The organism is Pseudomonas sp. FP1154 (genome assembly GCF_030687245.1).
GTDB classification, from domain to species: Bacteria; Pseudomonadota; Gammaproteobacteria; order Pseudomonadales; family Pseudomonadaceae; genus Aquipseudomonas; species Aquipseudomonas rhizophila.
Genome location: NZ_CP117465.1, coordinates 4,770,710 through 4,785,035, shown reverse-complemented (window position 1 = coordinate 4,785,035; position 14,326 = coordinate 4,770,710). Strand labels below are relative to the sequence as shown.

The following is a 14,326-nucleotide window of genomic DNA, read 5'->3' as shown; positions in this document are numbered from 1 at the left end:
TGAACGCAGGTCGGCCGCCCGGCCGGCCTGTACCTGGAACGTCCCGATTGCTGATATGAGAATCCATTGATGTTTGCGATGACACCCATCGTGGGTGCGCTGGCGCTGTTGTTGTGCGCCAGTGCATTGGCTGCGCCGACCGCCCCGGGTACGACGCCCAGAAGTCTGTTGTCCCAGGCCAAGGGGCTGCCGGAGGAGTTTGAAGCCCACTTTTTCGATGTGCCTCTGGCGGTTCGTATGGAACTCGATCAACAGTACCTCGGCGAAGCCATGGTGGTGTTGACACGCGATGATCGTATTACCTTGCTCGAATTCACCGACACCCAGGACAGCCCGATCCCGCCCGTCGAGCGCGGGCAATGGGAGCAACTGCTCAAACAGGGGCGCGCCTTGGGTGCCTGCGAAGCCAAATGCACGGCGGGGCTGCTGGCGGTGCATTACAGCCTTGAACATTCACTGGTGTCGATCCTCACTGAAAAAGTGGAGCGCGGCAGCGTGGAGAAACGTTATTACGATCAGCCACAGGGGGGCAGCCTGGGCTTGATCGTCAATAACCAACTCAATCTCAACGGTGGTCAGGAGCAGGATACGGGCGGGCGTTATGGCCTCAATGCCAGTTCCAGCGTGGGTAACTGGACCCAGTCGTTCGATCTGCAGCTTTCGCGCCTGGGCGGGCCGGACGATAAGCTCTACCACGCCGTTCATGAGTTGCACACCCAGCGCGAGATGCAAGACAGTTTTTTGCGCCTGGGTTATTTCATGCCGGGCTCCGATGGTTTGAACCGTCAGATCCGTTCGTTCGGGGCCAACCCGGATACCGCGCTGGGGGTCATGTACGGCAGTTCCGACAGCCTGGTGATCAATAATCCCAAGCCCAGCGTGTACCCCATTTATGTCACCGCCAGTCGTCAGGCGGCGGTAGAGATCTATCGCAACGGCCTGTTGCTCAATACCCAGGCCGTCAGCGCCGGCTTGCAGAGCCTGGATACCCGGCCATTGCCTGGCGGCATCTATGAAGTGGAAGTGCGGCTGATTGAAGACGGGCAGACCACCGCCACGTCCCAGGAGCTGGTCTACAAGCCCAACAACTGGCGCAGCGCCGATGATCGTTGGCGCTACAACCTGTTTGCCGGCCGTGAAACCAAACTGCTGAGCAACTGGGACGATCAACCCTCGGGCTTCACGACTGCCGGGGTCGGTCTCAATTACTTGCTGCACCCGCGAGTGGTGTTGGGGCTTTCCACGCGCCAGGTGCAGGACAAGCTGCAGTACGGCACCTCGGTGGACTGGACGCTGCCCGCCAACACCAGCTTCTTTGCCAACGTTTACCAGACCGAGCAATACGGCACTGGCATGGACCTGCAGGCGCTGTACAGCTACGGTCTGGGCAGTGTGGTGGCCAGCCATAATCGCAGTTGGCTGGACACGCGCAACACTTACGAAACCCTGCCTGACGGCACCCGTATCCGCCAGCGCGACGTGTTCGTCGGCCAGACCAGCAATTCGTCGCTGTCGGTCTCCCATCGACTGAGCAACAAGTCGTCGATCAACGGGCGGCTGTTCTACAGCGAAGGCAATGTCGAGGGCGCCGGTGTAGACCTGGGATGGACCCAGCGTGGCAAGCTTGGCGGCAGCGATGCCAACTGGCGGTGGTCGGTGTTCGACCGTCCGGGCACCTCCAGTACCGCCGATCGACGAAATCGCGGCGTGGACCTGAGCGTCAGCGTGGCCTTGGGCGGGCCGGGCGAGTATTGGTCAGGCAGTATCGGCACCCGCACATCCCGTGACGGAACGCGGGACAACAATGGGTCGCTGAGCTATCGCCGGGACCTGCAGGATCACGTGCTGCAAAGCGTGTCCGCCACGGTACTGGCCGATACCTATGGCGTGGGTCTGTCCGGCCTCGCCAGTTTCGACACCGATACGGTGTACGGCGACGGTTTCATCCAGCGCTCTTCCTACAACGACAACCTCACCGGTGGCTTGAACCTCAGCAGCACGGTGGCCGTGGGTGGCCAGAAAGTCGCCTTCACCGGCCTGCCCCAGAGTGGCGGCGCGGGCATGATCGTGGATGTGGAAACCGACCTGGACGACATCGTCCTGCTCGCCGACGACCTGACGGGTGGCACCACCACCTTGCGTCCCGGCCGCAACTTCGTGCCCATCACCGCCTATCAGAACAGCCTGTTGACCTTCGACTTCGACGGCGTGCATCCACCGGCGGCCAACATAGAGCCTTCACGCAGCCGCTATCACTTGAACAAAGGGGGCGTGGACTACCGCAAAGTCAGCGTGATGAGAAGCGTGACCGTGCTCGGTCGTCTGCTGGACGCGCAGGGCCAGCCGCTCAAGGGCCATCACGTGATCAACCACGCCAGCCGTGGAGTCAGCGAGGTGGACGGTTTCTTCTCCATGGAGATGAACGCCAGCTCCCCGACGCTTGAAGTGCGCTATGGCAATGACTTGCTTTGCCAGTTCCGCCTCGACCCGGATAACGCCAACAGCGAGGGCGATGTGTTGATGATCGGTGATTTGCGCTGCACGCCAGACACCCTGGCCGACAGCAACAACCCGATCGAGACGGCGGGTTGAACTTGATCCTGGCGCGCCGGCCAGCGCGGTGCGCCCTTCAACATTGCAAGCAGTGTTCCGTGAAACGGTCGCCATCGGCCGCCTTCCACTCATGAGGTTTTAGTAATGAAGCGCTTATTGGTTCTGTGTGGTTTGTCGCTGTTTTCGCTGATGGCCCAGGCCGGGCCGCAGATTAATGTCGGGGTGGTCTACGACTATCTCGAAGGCGACAAGAGCACCTACATGAAACGGATCTTCAACGGCGGAACGTCCACCGCATTCGTCAAGGTCGACATCCTCGAGATTCTTTACAGCGATGACGGCAGCTACTTGGAGGTGCCGCTGCAGGATCAGGACGGCGTACTCGCCAGGAATGGTCTGATGGCCAGCCCGGCACGCCTGATCGTGCCGGCCAACGGCATGCAAGGCACGCGTCTGCTGTTCATGGGCGACCGCAGCAAGGAGCGGTACTTCCGGGTTCGCTTCGTACCGGTGGTGCCGGAGGCCGAGGACGAGTTCGCCGTCAGCACCGAGGAACGCGAGCAATACAAGAAGGAACGGATCGCCGCCGGAGTGAAGGTGCTGGCCGGCTTCGGCACGGTGTTTTTTGTCAGGCCCAAGGAGACCCGTTTCGAGACCGCCATCGATGACAGCGCCGATCGCTACCTGGTGCGCAACAACGGCAACAGCGTGGTGGTGATCGATGAGTTCAAGGATTGCGCTGCGCAAAAAGACAACGATTGCCGGCCGACCACCAAGCACCACGTCATGGCCGGTCGCACCTTTTCGTTCGACAAGGAGCCTGGGCGTGAGTACCGCTTCAGCCTGATCGAAGGTCGCGAGGAAAAAGCCATTGAGATCAAAGGCTGACGGTATGCCGTCACTGAACCGCCGTTGGCGCCACAGGTAATCATCATGTTCAAGACGCTGTTACGTACTCTCCTGTTCACCGCCTTGACGCTGCCGGGTTTGCCCGCGTGGGCAGCGCTGGAGCGGGAAACGTTCGAACTCTTCGTCACCATCCCGACGATCGACTTCCACGTGCTGCCGGTCGACCCGCAACTGGTCGAGCGTGAACAGCCGATGCTGTTCAGCACCCTGACCTCCGGGCTCCTGCCGCTGCGGGCCAATTACGAAGTGAAGAACATCAACGGGGCCATTGGCGCCCGTCTGGGGCAAGAGGCTTACCTGTCCAATGGCCGTGAGCGCATCGACCTGCAGGTGACGTTCAACAACGTCCAACTGACCCTGGATTCGGCCCAGGTGGTCTCGGCCGCCGAGGCCCGGCCCGGTCGGCGTGTGGGGCTGGAAATCATCGCCGTCAAGACCGAGGAGGAGTATGCGCCTGGGGATTATTTCGGCACCGTGCACATGGTGTTCGATGCCATTGCGCCGTAGGGCAATTGCGGTTTATTGGAGTGGATCGAAATGAGTTGTTCAAACATCTTCGGGCGCGGTGTTTCGCTGTGCCGCGTTGCCACGGCTTTTGTCTTGTTGTGTATAGGCATGCCGACGGCCAATGCATTGACCCAGGAGATCAGTGCGCGTTTCCGGCCTGATCCGGCGAAGCCCATGGAGAACAAGTTCACCAATACCACACCGGTGAGTGGGTATTGTTCCCAGCACCCCAGGGAATGTGAAATCACGGGCATGTTCAGTATCCGGATGCCCATTACCTTTGATTCGTCCGCGCCTATTCAGGCCAATCACCCCAGTAGTCGGCAAGGCGCCATGTTCAAGGTGCCCGCCAACTGGCGTCCGGCAACCGTCTTCAATTCAAGCACCGGCGAAAGTGAAGAGGTTGAAGTGCGCGTATCCGGTATCGGTTCGCAATATCGCCTCAACGTGAGTCCTGTCGAGCTGGTGGGAGGGGGTGAGGATCTCAAGACGGCCCATTACAGGCTATGGGGCGGCAGTTGGGTGTATGCGCCTTCGCCGTGCCGCTACAGTGGTGTTGCGACCTACAACACGCTCACGTACGCATTTTTTTGGAAAACGCCGCAAGAAAGCGCCTGCGCCAAACAAGCCAAATACCTGGTGCCCGATATGCGCTACACCTATCTGGATTTTGCCTACGAACTGCGCACCCCCAACCCCTTGAAGATGTCGGCCGGTCATTACACTGGGACGTTGAGCTACAGCGTCGGGCCGGGCCAGGACTTCGACATGGGTGACGTGATGATCCCGAACGATTCGGTGATTGCGCTCAATTTCAATCTCGAAGTCCAACACACGCTCAAGGTCGAAGTACCTCCTGGCGGCAACAAGGTCGTGCTCGAACCCCAAGGCGGCTGGCAGGCCTGGTTGAACCAAGGGCAAAAACCGACCCGGTTGTTCCGTGACCAGACCTTCCATATCTGGGCTTCATCGCGGTTCAAGATGCGTATGCAATGCCAATTCGCCGATACGAGCGATAACACCTGCCTGCTCTGGGCACCCAGCTCCGGCCTTCTGGTGCCGGTGAATGTCAGCGTGACCCTGCCCAACGGCTTGACTGACGCCGCCGGCCAACCGGTCAACCGCCGTCGGCTCTACCTCGACGGCAGCGGCACCGAACTGTTCCAGCCGGGGCACTACATCGACCGCAAGCCGGGCACCCTGCATTTCGAAGTCGGCCGCAATCAGGTTGAGGAAATGCTAGCTGGGGAAGCCAAGAGTTACATAGGCAATGTGACGGTGATCTGGGATTCAGAGGTTTAGGTGATCCCTTGTGGGAGCGGGCTTGCTCGTTGCAGTTTTATTGGAGTGAAAATGAGTCGTTCAAACATCTTCGGGCGCGGTGTTTCGTTGTGCCGCGCAGTCGCGGTTTTTGCCTTGTTGTTGACAGGCGTTCCGACGGCCAATGCGCTGACCCGGGAAATCAGTGCCGTATTCAGGCCAGACCCTGCTAAGCCTCAAGAGAATAAATTTCGCAATACCACTCCGACCACGGGTTACTGCGCGTCATTTCCAAATCAATGCAAGACGATGTTCAGCATTCGCTTGCCTATCACTTTCAGTTCGACCCTTCCTATCGAAGCGAATCATGGGGACGCTCGGCAAGGTGCGATGTTCAAAGTGCCTGCCGGTTGGCGCTCGCTACAAGTAACCCATGCAAGTACAGGTGAAACCGAAGTCGTTGAAATACGTTTGTCCGGCATAGGTTCGGAATACCGACTTCCTGTTAACGCAGCCGACTTGGTCGGTGGAGGTGTTGACGCTTTAAAGGCTCATAACCTGTTATGGGGTTCTAGCTGGGTCAGTGCGCCCTCGCCATGTCGATTCGGCGGTAATGCACCTTATAACGTCAATTGGTACGGTTTTTTCTGGACCACCCCGGTAGAAGGTGTGTGCGCCAAAAGGGCTCGTTACTTGATCCCCAGCATGACTTACCGTTATCTGGATTTTGCCTACGAACTGCGTACCCCCAATCCCTTGACCATGTCGACCGGTCAATACACGGGCTCGCTGACGTATAGCGTTGGTCCGGGGCAGGACTTTGATATGGGCGATGTGATGATCCCGAATGATTCAATAATCGCGTTCAATTTCAAACTGGATGTCGAACACACCCTCAAGGTCGAAGTGCCTCCTGGCGGCAACAAGGTCGTGCTCGAACCTCAGGGCGGTTGGCAGGCCTGGTTGAGCCAGGGGCAAAAACCGACGCGGTTGTTTCGTGACCAAACCTTCCACATCTCAGCCTCGTCGCGTTTCAAGATGGGCCTGCAATGCCAGTTCGCCGGTTCGAGTGATAACACCTGCCTGCTCTGGGCACCCAGCTCCGGCCAGATGGTGCCGGTGAATATCAGTGTGACCCTGCCCAATGGCCTGACCGACGCTGGTGGCCAACCGGTCAACCGCCGTCGGCTCTATCTCGATGGAAGCGGCACCGAGTTGTTCCAGCCGGGGCATTACATCGAGCGTCGGTCGGGAACGATGCACTTTGAAGTCGCCCGCAACCAGGTCGAGGAAATGCTGGCCGGCGATGCCAAGAGCTACATCGGCAATGTGACGGTGATCTGGGATTCGGAGGTCTAGCGGTCCACCATCGCTCCTAAGGGGTTGGATTGAGTCAATGGCGCGCCACCAACGGCTGGCACTGGGTATGGCTACCCGGTTGCAAGTACGGCGAGAGGAACGGCGCCATACCCTTGAGCACCTGCACCGGCAAGGCCGAGGTGAATTTGAAGTTCTGCGCCGAAACCCCCGGCACATAGGCGGTGAGGGTGCCGAAATGGCTGTCGCCGATGTAGAACACAAAGGTCGCGGTGCGGTTGATCGACTTGGAACTGATGACCCGCCCGCCGGCGCCAACGGCTTCGATGCGATTGTCGCCGGTGCCGGTCTTGCCACCCATCGATAACGGCGTGCCATCGGCCAGGGTGAAACTGCCGGCCACCCGTTTCGCGGTGCCGGCATCGACCACCTGGGACAACGCACCGCGCAAAGCCCGGGCCACTTCCACCGGCATCACCCGTTTGCCGTTATCCGGATCGCTGATCAGCCGTGTCTCATAAGGGGTATTGACGGCGAAGTCGAGGCTGTCGACGCGCAGCGCCGGGAGCCGGATGCCGTCGTTGAGGATGGTGCCCACCAGCTCCGCCAGCGCGGCGGGGCGGTCGCCGGAGCTGCCGATGGCGGTGGCCAGCGACGGCACCAGATGGTCGAACGGGTAGCCGACTTTCTGCCAGCGTTGGTGGATATCAAGGAAGGCCTCGACTTCCAGCATGGTGCGGATACGACTGTCGCGGGCGCTCTTGTGCCGGCTTTTGAATAGCCAACTGTAGACCTCTTGGCGTTCGAACCGGCTGGCTTTGACGATCTGGCTGAACTTGGCATCAGGATTGTTCAGCAGATAACCCACCAGCCACAGGTCCAGCGGATGGACTTTGGCGATAAAGCCCTGGTCGGGCAGGTCATAGTTGCCCGGGCCGTAGCTGCTGTAGAGCCGTTCCAGGCGTTCGTCGGTGAGCTTTTCGGCGCTCTTGGCCGACTTGAGGTGCGAACGCACAAAGTGGTTGAAGCTTTCCTGGCTGTCGCCGGGAAAGAAATAGCGGTGCACGGCGGCCAGGCGGATCGCGGTGGGGCGCATGCCGTCGAGGAAGGTTTCGAGACGCTGGCCCGTGTCCTTTTTCTGATACTTCTTCCAGAACTTGAGCAGGAAGGTGGTGCCTTCGCGGTCGGCGAACTGGGCCAGGTACTCCTGGCGGCGCGGATTCTTGTCGTCCTTGAGCAGCTCCGAACTGCTGTCGGGACCCGCGTACGTGGCGTAGCGCACCAGGTCACGCATCAGGCGAATGAATGGCAGGTTGATCGACTCGCGCAGGGCGTCGCGCAAGGTGGGATTACGGCCGTTATCTTCCTTACGGAAATTATTGAAGGTGTGCAGCCCGCCGCCGGTGAAAAACGCCTCGCCGGGGCTGGCTGAATAGGTACGATCCAGCGCCGCCTCAAGCATCGTCGGCAGGTTGCGATCGCTGTGCTGGATCAGGTAGTCGACGGCCCAGCGGGAGAGGCGGTCCTGGTCGGCGATCTCGGCTTTTTTCAATGTTGCCGGGGTTTCGTGGGCATAACGTTCGTGCAGTTCGGCGATGATCTGCAGGTAGGTGGTGAGCACCCGTAACTTGGCGGTGGAGCCCAGTTCCAGTTTGCTGCCTTCGTTGATATCAAAGGGTTGGTCGGTGCTGTCGGTTTGCACGCGCACGCGCGAGCCGTCCGGGGTCAGTTCCAGCAGGGTGAAGCTGTAGCGCACCTGGGCGGTGCTGGTAGGCGTCAGAAGACGTTCGCCCATCAGGCCGATTTCGGCAGCGAACGCCGGGTCCGCCAAGCGCTTGAGGTAATCGGTGGCCTGGGTCTGCAAGTCGTTTTGCAAGGTGCTGGTGGCGGAGAGGTCCAGGCGATCGAGGTCGTAAAACGAGCGGTTGAGCAGCGTGGCCAGACGACTGCGGGCGGCGCTGATGCCCTTGTTGATTTCGTTGGGCTGGATGGTGGGTTGCTGCACCCAGTCGCGATAGCTGACCTTGCTTGCCAGGGTCGCCTCGGCCAGCGAGGCGTCGATCACGCCGTTCTGGGCCAGCAGCCGGACGTGGCTGTCGGTCAGGCGCGCCAGTTCGTCCCGGCCTTTGGACAGGTAATAGGAGGGGCGGCGCTGGGCGATCATCAACGACAGCATTTCCCGCAGGGCCAGGCCTTTTTCCGCGAGGCTGGCGGGGTCTGTCGCGGTGCTGGACAAGCGTTCGTTGGCACGCTTGAAATCGGCGCCGTACCAGACCCGCAAACCTTCGGCCATGCCGTGGACTTCGCCATGCCCCGGCACGGCGGAGAGTGGCACGCTGTTGAGGTAATCACGGATGATTTTCTGCCGGGCCTCAAGGGTCTGTGGGCCTGCCTGATAGGCCCGCACACTGGCGGAAATCATCTGGCGGATTTTCTCCGCCCCCGACCCGGTGAGGCCGTCGGCGGAGTGGCGATACTTTTCCAGCTGCGTCGCCAGTGTACTGCCCCCGGCGGACTGCCCCGGCAGACTCAGGAGCTTGGCCACTTGCGACCACGCCGCCATGCCGAAGCGCGGCCAGTCCACCGCCGGGTTGGCCTGGGGGTGCTTGGGGTCGAGCAAAAAGCGGTTCTCGATAAACAACAGGCTTTGCACCACCACGGGGGGGATTGCCTCGAAGCTGGCGTACAGTTGCTGCGGGTACTTGAACTGGTACAGCGGCGCGACGCGGCAATCGGTGATCGTCAGGCCGGCCTGGATCTTTTCCGCATAGGGGACAAACAGGCCCTTATCGACGTAGTTCATCAAGGCCGGGGAGAAACGTGCCTGGGCCTGGATCACATAATCGCGCTTGAGCAACCGCGGCAGGAATTCATCCAGCGAGCTGTAACCCAACCGCCGGTCGAACGGACCTGCGCCAGGGTAGACGATGGCGTCGCTGGGCCCCGGTTGCACCGAATAGGTCAGAGACGCGGCGTACCGGCTGATCTCCCGGGCCTGAAACCTGGATGTGCGCATTTCCTTGGCCACCGCCAGGCCGACCACCACCACGATAATCAACAGCAACAACCAGAACGCTCGCCAGCCATGCCCTGCGCGGCGTTTTTTTTGGGGTAAAGGTGCTTCTTCCATACGTTCAGTCGGGCCCACAGGTTTACTCGAATCGGTTTGCCATAACGCGCCCATAGTCGACTGATCCATTCACGCATTGATCGGGACTTGTTTGAAGCTTAGACGGTGGCGGCGCGGGCGGCGGGGAAATTGTGGACAAGCCAATGTCATAGGCCGCGCCGACGATCCTCTGTGGCGAGGGGATTTATCCCCGTTGGGCTGCGCAGCAGCCCTTCTGAAGCATTCTCGATCCTCATGATATTGCGACTGCTGCGCAGTCGAGCGGGGATAAATCCCCTCGCCACAGGTGGTGGGAGCTTCAAAGCCATTCAGTGTCCCATAGGGGGTAATCGCCTATGCGTTCCACCAGTCCTGCGCGAAGTGGATTGGCAATGATGTAGCGGGCGAAGGGGAGCAGGTCTTCGTTGTCACGGATCGCACGGTCGTGGAAGCCGCTTTGCCAGAGAGGGCCACAAGCCTCGGTTTTGCTGTTCACGCTATGGGCGCATCGAGCTTTCGTAGCGCCGATGACCCGGCTTAGTTGGTTATCGATGAGTTGCAGCAGCCAATGGAAATGATCCGGCATGACCACCCAGGCCAAGGATTTCACCTGGCCGGAATCATGAGCGCGTTTTAGTTCTGCGACCAACAGTCTTCCAACTGTCCAGTCGGCAAAAACCGGCCGCCGACGATGAATAACGGCAGTCACCAGATAGGCCCGTCCATGCTCCGAATAACGTCCTCGGCGCAAGAGATGGGAATTGGGTTGTGGATGCATTCCTTGCTTCCTTTGATAGAGGGGGTGAATGCAGCTTAGCCATGGCGCTGTCGTTTCGACGCTGAAACGGCTGAACGAATATTCCGAAACTTTCGTAGTTCCTGTGGCGAGGGGATTTATCCCCGCTCGACTGCGCAGCAGGCGCAAAGGGCATGAGCATTGTCTGGGAGATTGAGGAAGCTTCTCAGAAGGGCTGCTGCGCAGCCCAGCGGGGATAAATCCCCTCGCCACAGGGGCTATTCAGCCCAATAACCCTGCGCTAGAGCCATCGGCATGTCTCCGGGCATGACGCTGCACCATCGCTGTGCAATACTCGGCGCCGTTTTACGAATTGGCTGTAATCCCAGGCAATACGTCTCCATAGATGGGTATAGGGATGAGGTTTATCCCTGATTTTCCCTGGTTTTACAGTGAAACTCTCTGCCTCTGGCTTTTTATACTGCACGACCCGCTGATCCTGCGGCGTTTGTTCTACAGGACGGTCTGTCCACAAAACAGACCCGGTTTCGGCAAGGTGGCAGGCCTATCGGCTTGCGGCTTTGGAGACTCGGTGGTCAATCCAATAACAAAACGAGGTTGTATCCCTATGCCTGTCGGCAATCATCTGCCCCATGGCGAGACCGCTCAGGGTGGTCCGCTCAAACGTGAACTCGGCGAGCGGCATATCCGCCTGATGGCGCTCGGCGCTTGCATCGGTGTCGGGCTGTTCCTCGGCTCGGCCAAGGCCATCGAAATGGCCGGTCCGGCAATCATGCTGTCCTACATCATTGGTGGCCTGGCGATCCTGGTGATCATGCGTGCGCTCGGTGAGATGGCCGTGCACAACCCGGTGGCCGGCTCGTTCAGTCGTTATGCCCAGGACTACCTCGGGCCGCTGGCGGGATTCCTGACCGGCTGGAACTACTGGTTCCTGTGGCTGGTTACCTGCGTGGCGGAAATCACCGCGGTGGCGGTGTACATGGGCATCTGGTTCCCCGACGTGCCCCGCTGGATCTGGGCCCTGGCGGCACTGATCAGCATGGGCTCGATCAATCTGATCGCGGTCAAGGCCTTCGGCGAATTCGAGTTCTGGTTCGCCTTGATCAAGATCGTCACCATCATCGCCATGGTCATCGGCGGCGTGGGCATCATCGCTTTCGGGTTCGGCAACGACGGCGTGGCCCTGGGTATTTCCAATCTCTGGACGCACGGCGGTTTCATGCCCAACGGCGTGCAGGGTGTGTTGATGTCCCTGCAAATGGTGATGTTCGCCTACCTGGGTGTGGAAATGATCGGCCTGACCGCCGGTGAGGCGAAGAACCCGCAGAAAACCATCCCCAACGCCATCGGTTCGGTGTTCTGGCGGATCCTGCTGTTCTACGTCGGTGCTCTGTTTGTGATCCTGTCGATCTACCCCTGGAACGAGATCGGCACCCAGGGCAGCCCGTTCGTGATGACCTTCGAGCGCCTGGGTATCAAGACCGCCGCCGGCATCATCAACTTCGTGGTGATCACTGCGGCGCTGTCGTCCTGCAACGGCGGTATCTTCAGCACCGGGCGCATGCTCTACAGCCTGGCGCAGAACGGCCAGGCCCCGGCTGGTTTCGCCACCACCTCGGCCAACGGCGTGCCGCGCCGCGCGTTGCTGCTGTCCATCGCCGCGCTGCTGCTGGGCGTGCTGCTCAACTATCTGGTGCCGGAAAAAGTCTTCGTCTGGGTGACCTCCATCGCCACCTTCGGCGCGATCTGGACCTGGGTGATGATCCTGCTGGCCCAGCTCAAATTCCGCAAAAGCCTGAGCGCTTCGGAACGTGCGGCCCTGAAATACCGCATGTGGCTGTACCCGGTCAGTTCGTATTTGGCGCTGGCGTTCCTGGTGCTGGTGGTGGGCCTGATGGCCTACTTCCCCGACACCCGCGTGGCCCTCTACGTGGGCCCGGCGTTCCTGGTGCTGCTGACGGTGTTGTTTTATACCTTCAAGTTGCAGCCCACGGGTGACGTGCAGGGTTCGATGGATACCGCTTCATAAATTGCCGGCAATAAAACGAAAAGCCCCGGTCGAATGATCGGGGCTTTTTCTCAAGGGGATACCCCTCGTACCGTGGAGGATCCTGTCTCATGCCTGATGGCACTGCCGTCAAGCGGCGGCGACTTCCTGCGGCTCAAAACTGTCCGCCCGCGCCATCTGCCACATCCGCGAATAAAACTCCCCATTGACCTCACCCGTCAGCAATTCCCCCGGTTTCAAGAACACATGCAACTGGGAAAACAGCTTGATTTCAGTGGCGGACATGCGGCGGACCAGATGTTTGGGTTGCAGTTGTGAAGGATGCTCGAGGCCGGCGGCGGCGAGCATTTCGGCCAGGGCCTTGAGGGTGTTGCGGTGGAAGTTGTAGACCCGCTGGGCCTTGTCCGGCACAACCAGGGCGCGCTGGCGCAGGGTGTCCTGGGTGGCGACGCCGGTGGGGCATTTGTTGGTATGACAGCTTTGGGACTGGATGCAGCCGATGGCGAACATGAAGCCCCGCGCGGCGTTGGCCCAGTCGGCACCGATGGCCAGGACGCTGGCGATGTCGAAGGCGCTGACGATCTTGCCGCTGGCGCCGAGCTTGATTTTGTCCCGCAGGTTCAGGCCCACCAAGGTGTTGTGGACAAACAGCAGGCCCTCGCGCAACGGCACGCCAATGTGGTCGGTGAATTCCACTGGCGCTGCACCCGTGCCACCTTCCTTGCCGTCCACCACGATGAAGTCGGGCAGGATGCCGGTTTCCAGCATGGCCTTGGCGATGCCCATGAACTCCCAGGGGTGGCCCAGGCAGAACTTGAAACCCACTGGTTTGCCACCGGACAGTTCGCGCAATTGCTGGACGAACTGCATCAGTTCGATCGGTGTGGAGAAAGCACTGTGGCGTGACGGTGAAACGCAGTCCTCGCCCATGAGGATGCCACGGGTTTCGGCGATTTCCCGGGTGACCTTGTGCTTGGGCAGAATTCCGCCATGGCCTGGTTTGGCGCCCTGGCTCATCTTGATTTCAATCATCCGCACCTGCGGGTTCTGCGCTTGGGCGGCGAAGCGCTCCGGGTCGAAGCGACCTTCACGGGTGCGACAGCCGAAATAGCCGCTGCCCAGTTCCCAGGTCAGGTCGCCGCCGTGTTCGCGGTGATAAGGGCTGATGCTGCCTTCGCCCGTGTCGTGGGCGAAATTGCCGAGCTTGGCGCCCTGGTTCAACGCCCGAATGGCGTTGGCGCTCAGGGAACCGAAGCTCATGGCGGAGATGTTGAACACCGACGCTGAATACGGTTGGGTGCATTGCGGTCCGCCGACCGTCACGCGAAAACCGCTGGGGTCGCTTAACGGAGCCGGGCGCATGGAATGGCCGATGAATTCGAAACCGGTCTGATAAACATCGATCAGGGTGCCGAACGGTTTGTCGGCGCTTTCGTTCTTGGCCCGGGAGTACACCAGGGAACGCTGTGCGCGCGAGAAGGGCAGGGCGTCGCTGTCGGATTCGAGCAGGTACTGACGAATTTCCGGGCGGATGCCTTCGACCAGATAGCGGATATTACCCAGGATCGGGTAGTTGCGACGCACGGCATGGCGGTTCTGCAGCAGGTCGAACAGTCCCAGCAGACTCAACAGACCTGTCACCAGCGTGATCGGCCAGAGCCAGTCGTGTTGCAGAAACGGCAGGCTGGCGAGGGTGAAAACTACGCAGCCGGCAAAGAAGGCGTAACGGCTCAGTAAAGACAGGCTCATGCGGTTTCCTTCGGGTGAGCGATGGGGTGGGGCGGTGCAGGCATTCTGCGCTGGCAGTGAAAGGGCGGGCAACTGTGGCGAGGGGATTTATGCTCGCTGGGGTGGGGGCAACCCCTGCTCGCTAAACAGGCGCCTCGGTTTCTGAAGACCGCATCGC

9 protein-coding genes are annotated in these 14,326 nt (G+C 60.2%); 6 read left to right on the top strand and 3 right to left on the bottom strand.

Annotation, left to right across the window (positions count from 1 at the left end; translation table 11 throughout):
• Positions 1–69 precede the first annotated feature (69 nt).
• From PSH91_RS21435 to PSH91_RS21415, 5 genes are all read left to right on the top strand, one after another.
• Positions 70–2,592 carry a TcfC E-set like domain-containing protein gene (locus PSH91_RS21435; RefSeq protein WP_305466720.1) on the top strand — a complete coding sequence of 841 codons (2,523 nt, stop codon included), beginning with the start codon at positions 70–72 and terminating at the stop codon, positions 2,590–2,592.
• Between the two features lie 105 nt (positions 2,593–2,697).
• Entirely contained in the window at positions 2,698–3,441 is a 744-nt protein-coding gene (locus tag PSH91_RS21430; RefSeq protein WP_047228904.1) for a pilus assembly protein, read from the top strand.
• Between the two features lie 45 nt (positions 3,442–3,486).
• Positions 3,487–3,969 (top strand): CS1 type fimbrial major subunit, encoded by a 483-nt coding sequence (locus PSH91_RS21425; RefSeq protein ID WP_047228905.1) that lies wholly within the window; start codon positions 3,487–3,489, stop codon positions 3,967–3,969.
• 108 nt (positions 3,970–4,077) lie between these two features.
• Positions 4,078–5,271: a hypothetical protein gene (locus PSH91_RS21420; RefSeq protein ID WP_305468579.1), complete on the top strand. Its 1,194-nt coding sequence runs from the start codon at positions 4,078–4,080 to the stop codon at positions 5,269–5,271.
• 51 nt (positions 5,272–5,322) lie between these two features.
• Complete coding sequence (locus tag PSH91_RS21415; protein WP_305466716.1) at positions 5,323–6,588, top strand: hypothetical protein; 1,266 nt, start codon at positions 5,323–5,325, stop codon at positions 6,586–6,588.
• Positions 6,589–6,622: 34 nt separating this feature from the next.
• On the opposite strand, the gene PSH91_RS21410 is transcribed toward PSH91_RS21415, so the two are convergent.
• Both PSH91_RS21410 and PSH91_RS21405 read right to left on the bottom strand, forming a co-directional pair.
• On the bottom strand, positions 6,623–9,730 hold the full coding sequence (locus PSH91_RS21410) for a transglycosylase domain-containing protein (RefSeq protein ID WP_305466714.1): 3,108 nt from the start codon (positions 9,728–9,730) through the stop codon (positions 6,623–6,625).
• 244 nt (positions 9,731–9,974) lie between these two features.
• Positions 9,975–10,433: a transposase gene (locus PSH91_RS21405; RefSeq protein WP_305466712.1), complete on the bottom strand. Its 459-nt coding sequence runs from the start codon at positions 10,431–10,433 to the stop codon at positions 9,975–9,977.
• 586 nt (positions 10,434–11,019) lie between these two features.
• On the opposite strand from PSH91_RS21405, the gene PSH91_RS21400 reads away from it, so the two are divergent.
• Positions 11,020–12,441, top strand: a complete 1,422-nt coding sequence (locus PSH91_RS21400) for an amino acid permease (RefSeq protein ID WP_047230406.1) — start codon at positions 11,020–11,022, stop codon at positions 12,439–12,441.
• 108 nt (positions 12,442–12,549) lie between these two features.
• On the opposite strand, the gene PSH91_RS21395 is transcribed toward PSH91_RS21400, so the two are convergent.
• Complete coding sequence (locus PSH91_RS21395) at positions 12,550–14,169, bottom strand: FMN-binding glutamate synthase family protein (protein WP_047230405.1); 1,620 nt, start codon at positions 14,167–14,169, stop codon at positions 12,550–12,552.
• Positions 14,170–14,326 lie beyond the last annotated feature (157 nt).

Bases quoted from the DNA above. Each gene is read 5' to 3' on its own strand.
- PSH91_RS21435 (WP_305466720.1), top strand. From the start codon at position 70: ATGTTTGCGATGACACCCATCGTGGGTGCGCTGGCGCTGTTGTTGTGC.
- PSH91_RS21430 (WP_047228904.1), top strand. From the start codon at position 2,698: ATGAAGCGCTTATTGGTTCTGTGTGGTTTGTCGCTGTTTTCGCTGATG.
- PSH91_RS21425 (WP_047228905.1), top strand. From the start codon at position 3,487: ATGTTCAAGACGCTGTTACGTACTCTCCTGTTCACCGCCTTGACGCTG.
- PSH91_RS21420 (WP_305468579.1), top strand. From the start codon at position 4,078: ATGCCGACGGCCAATGCATTGACCCAGGAGATCAGTGCGCGTTTCCGG.
- PSH91_RS21415 (WP_305466716.1), top strand. From the start codon at position 5,323: ATGAGTCGTTCAAACATCTTCGGGCGCGGTGTTTCGTTGTGCCGCGCA.
- PSH91_RS21410 (WP_305466714.1), bottom strand. From the start codon at position 9,730: ATGGGCGCGTTATGGCAAACCGATTCGAGTAAACCTGTGGGCCCGACT.
- PSH91_RS21405 (WP_305466712.1), bottom strand. From the start codon at position 10,433: ATGCATCCACAACCCAATTCCCATCTCTTGCGCCGAGGACGTTATTCG.
- PSH91_RS21400 (WP_047230406.1), top strand. From the start codon at position 11,020: ATGCCTGTCGGCAATCATCTGCCCCATGGCGAGACCGCTCAGGGTGGT.
- PSH91_RS21395 (WP_047230405.1), bottom strand. From the start codon at position 14,169: ATGAGCCTGTCTTTACTGAGCCGTTACGCCTTCTTTGCCGGCTGCGTA.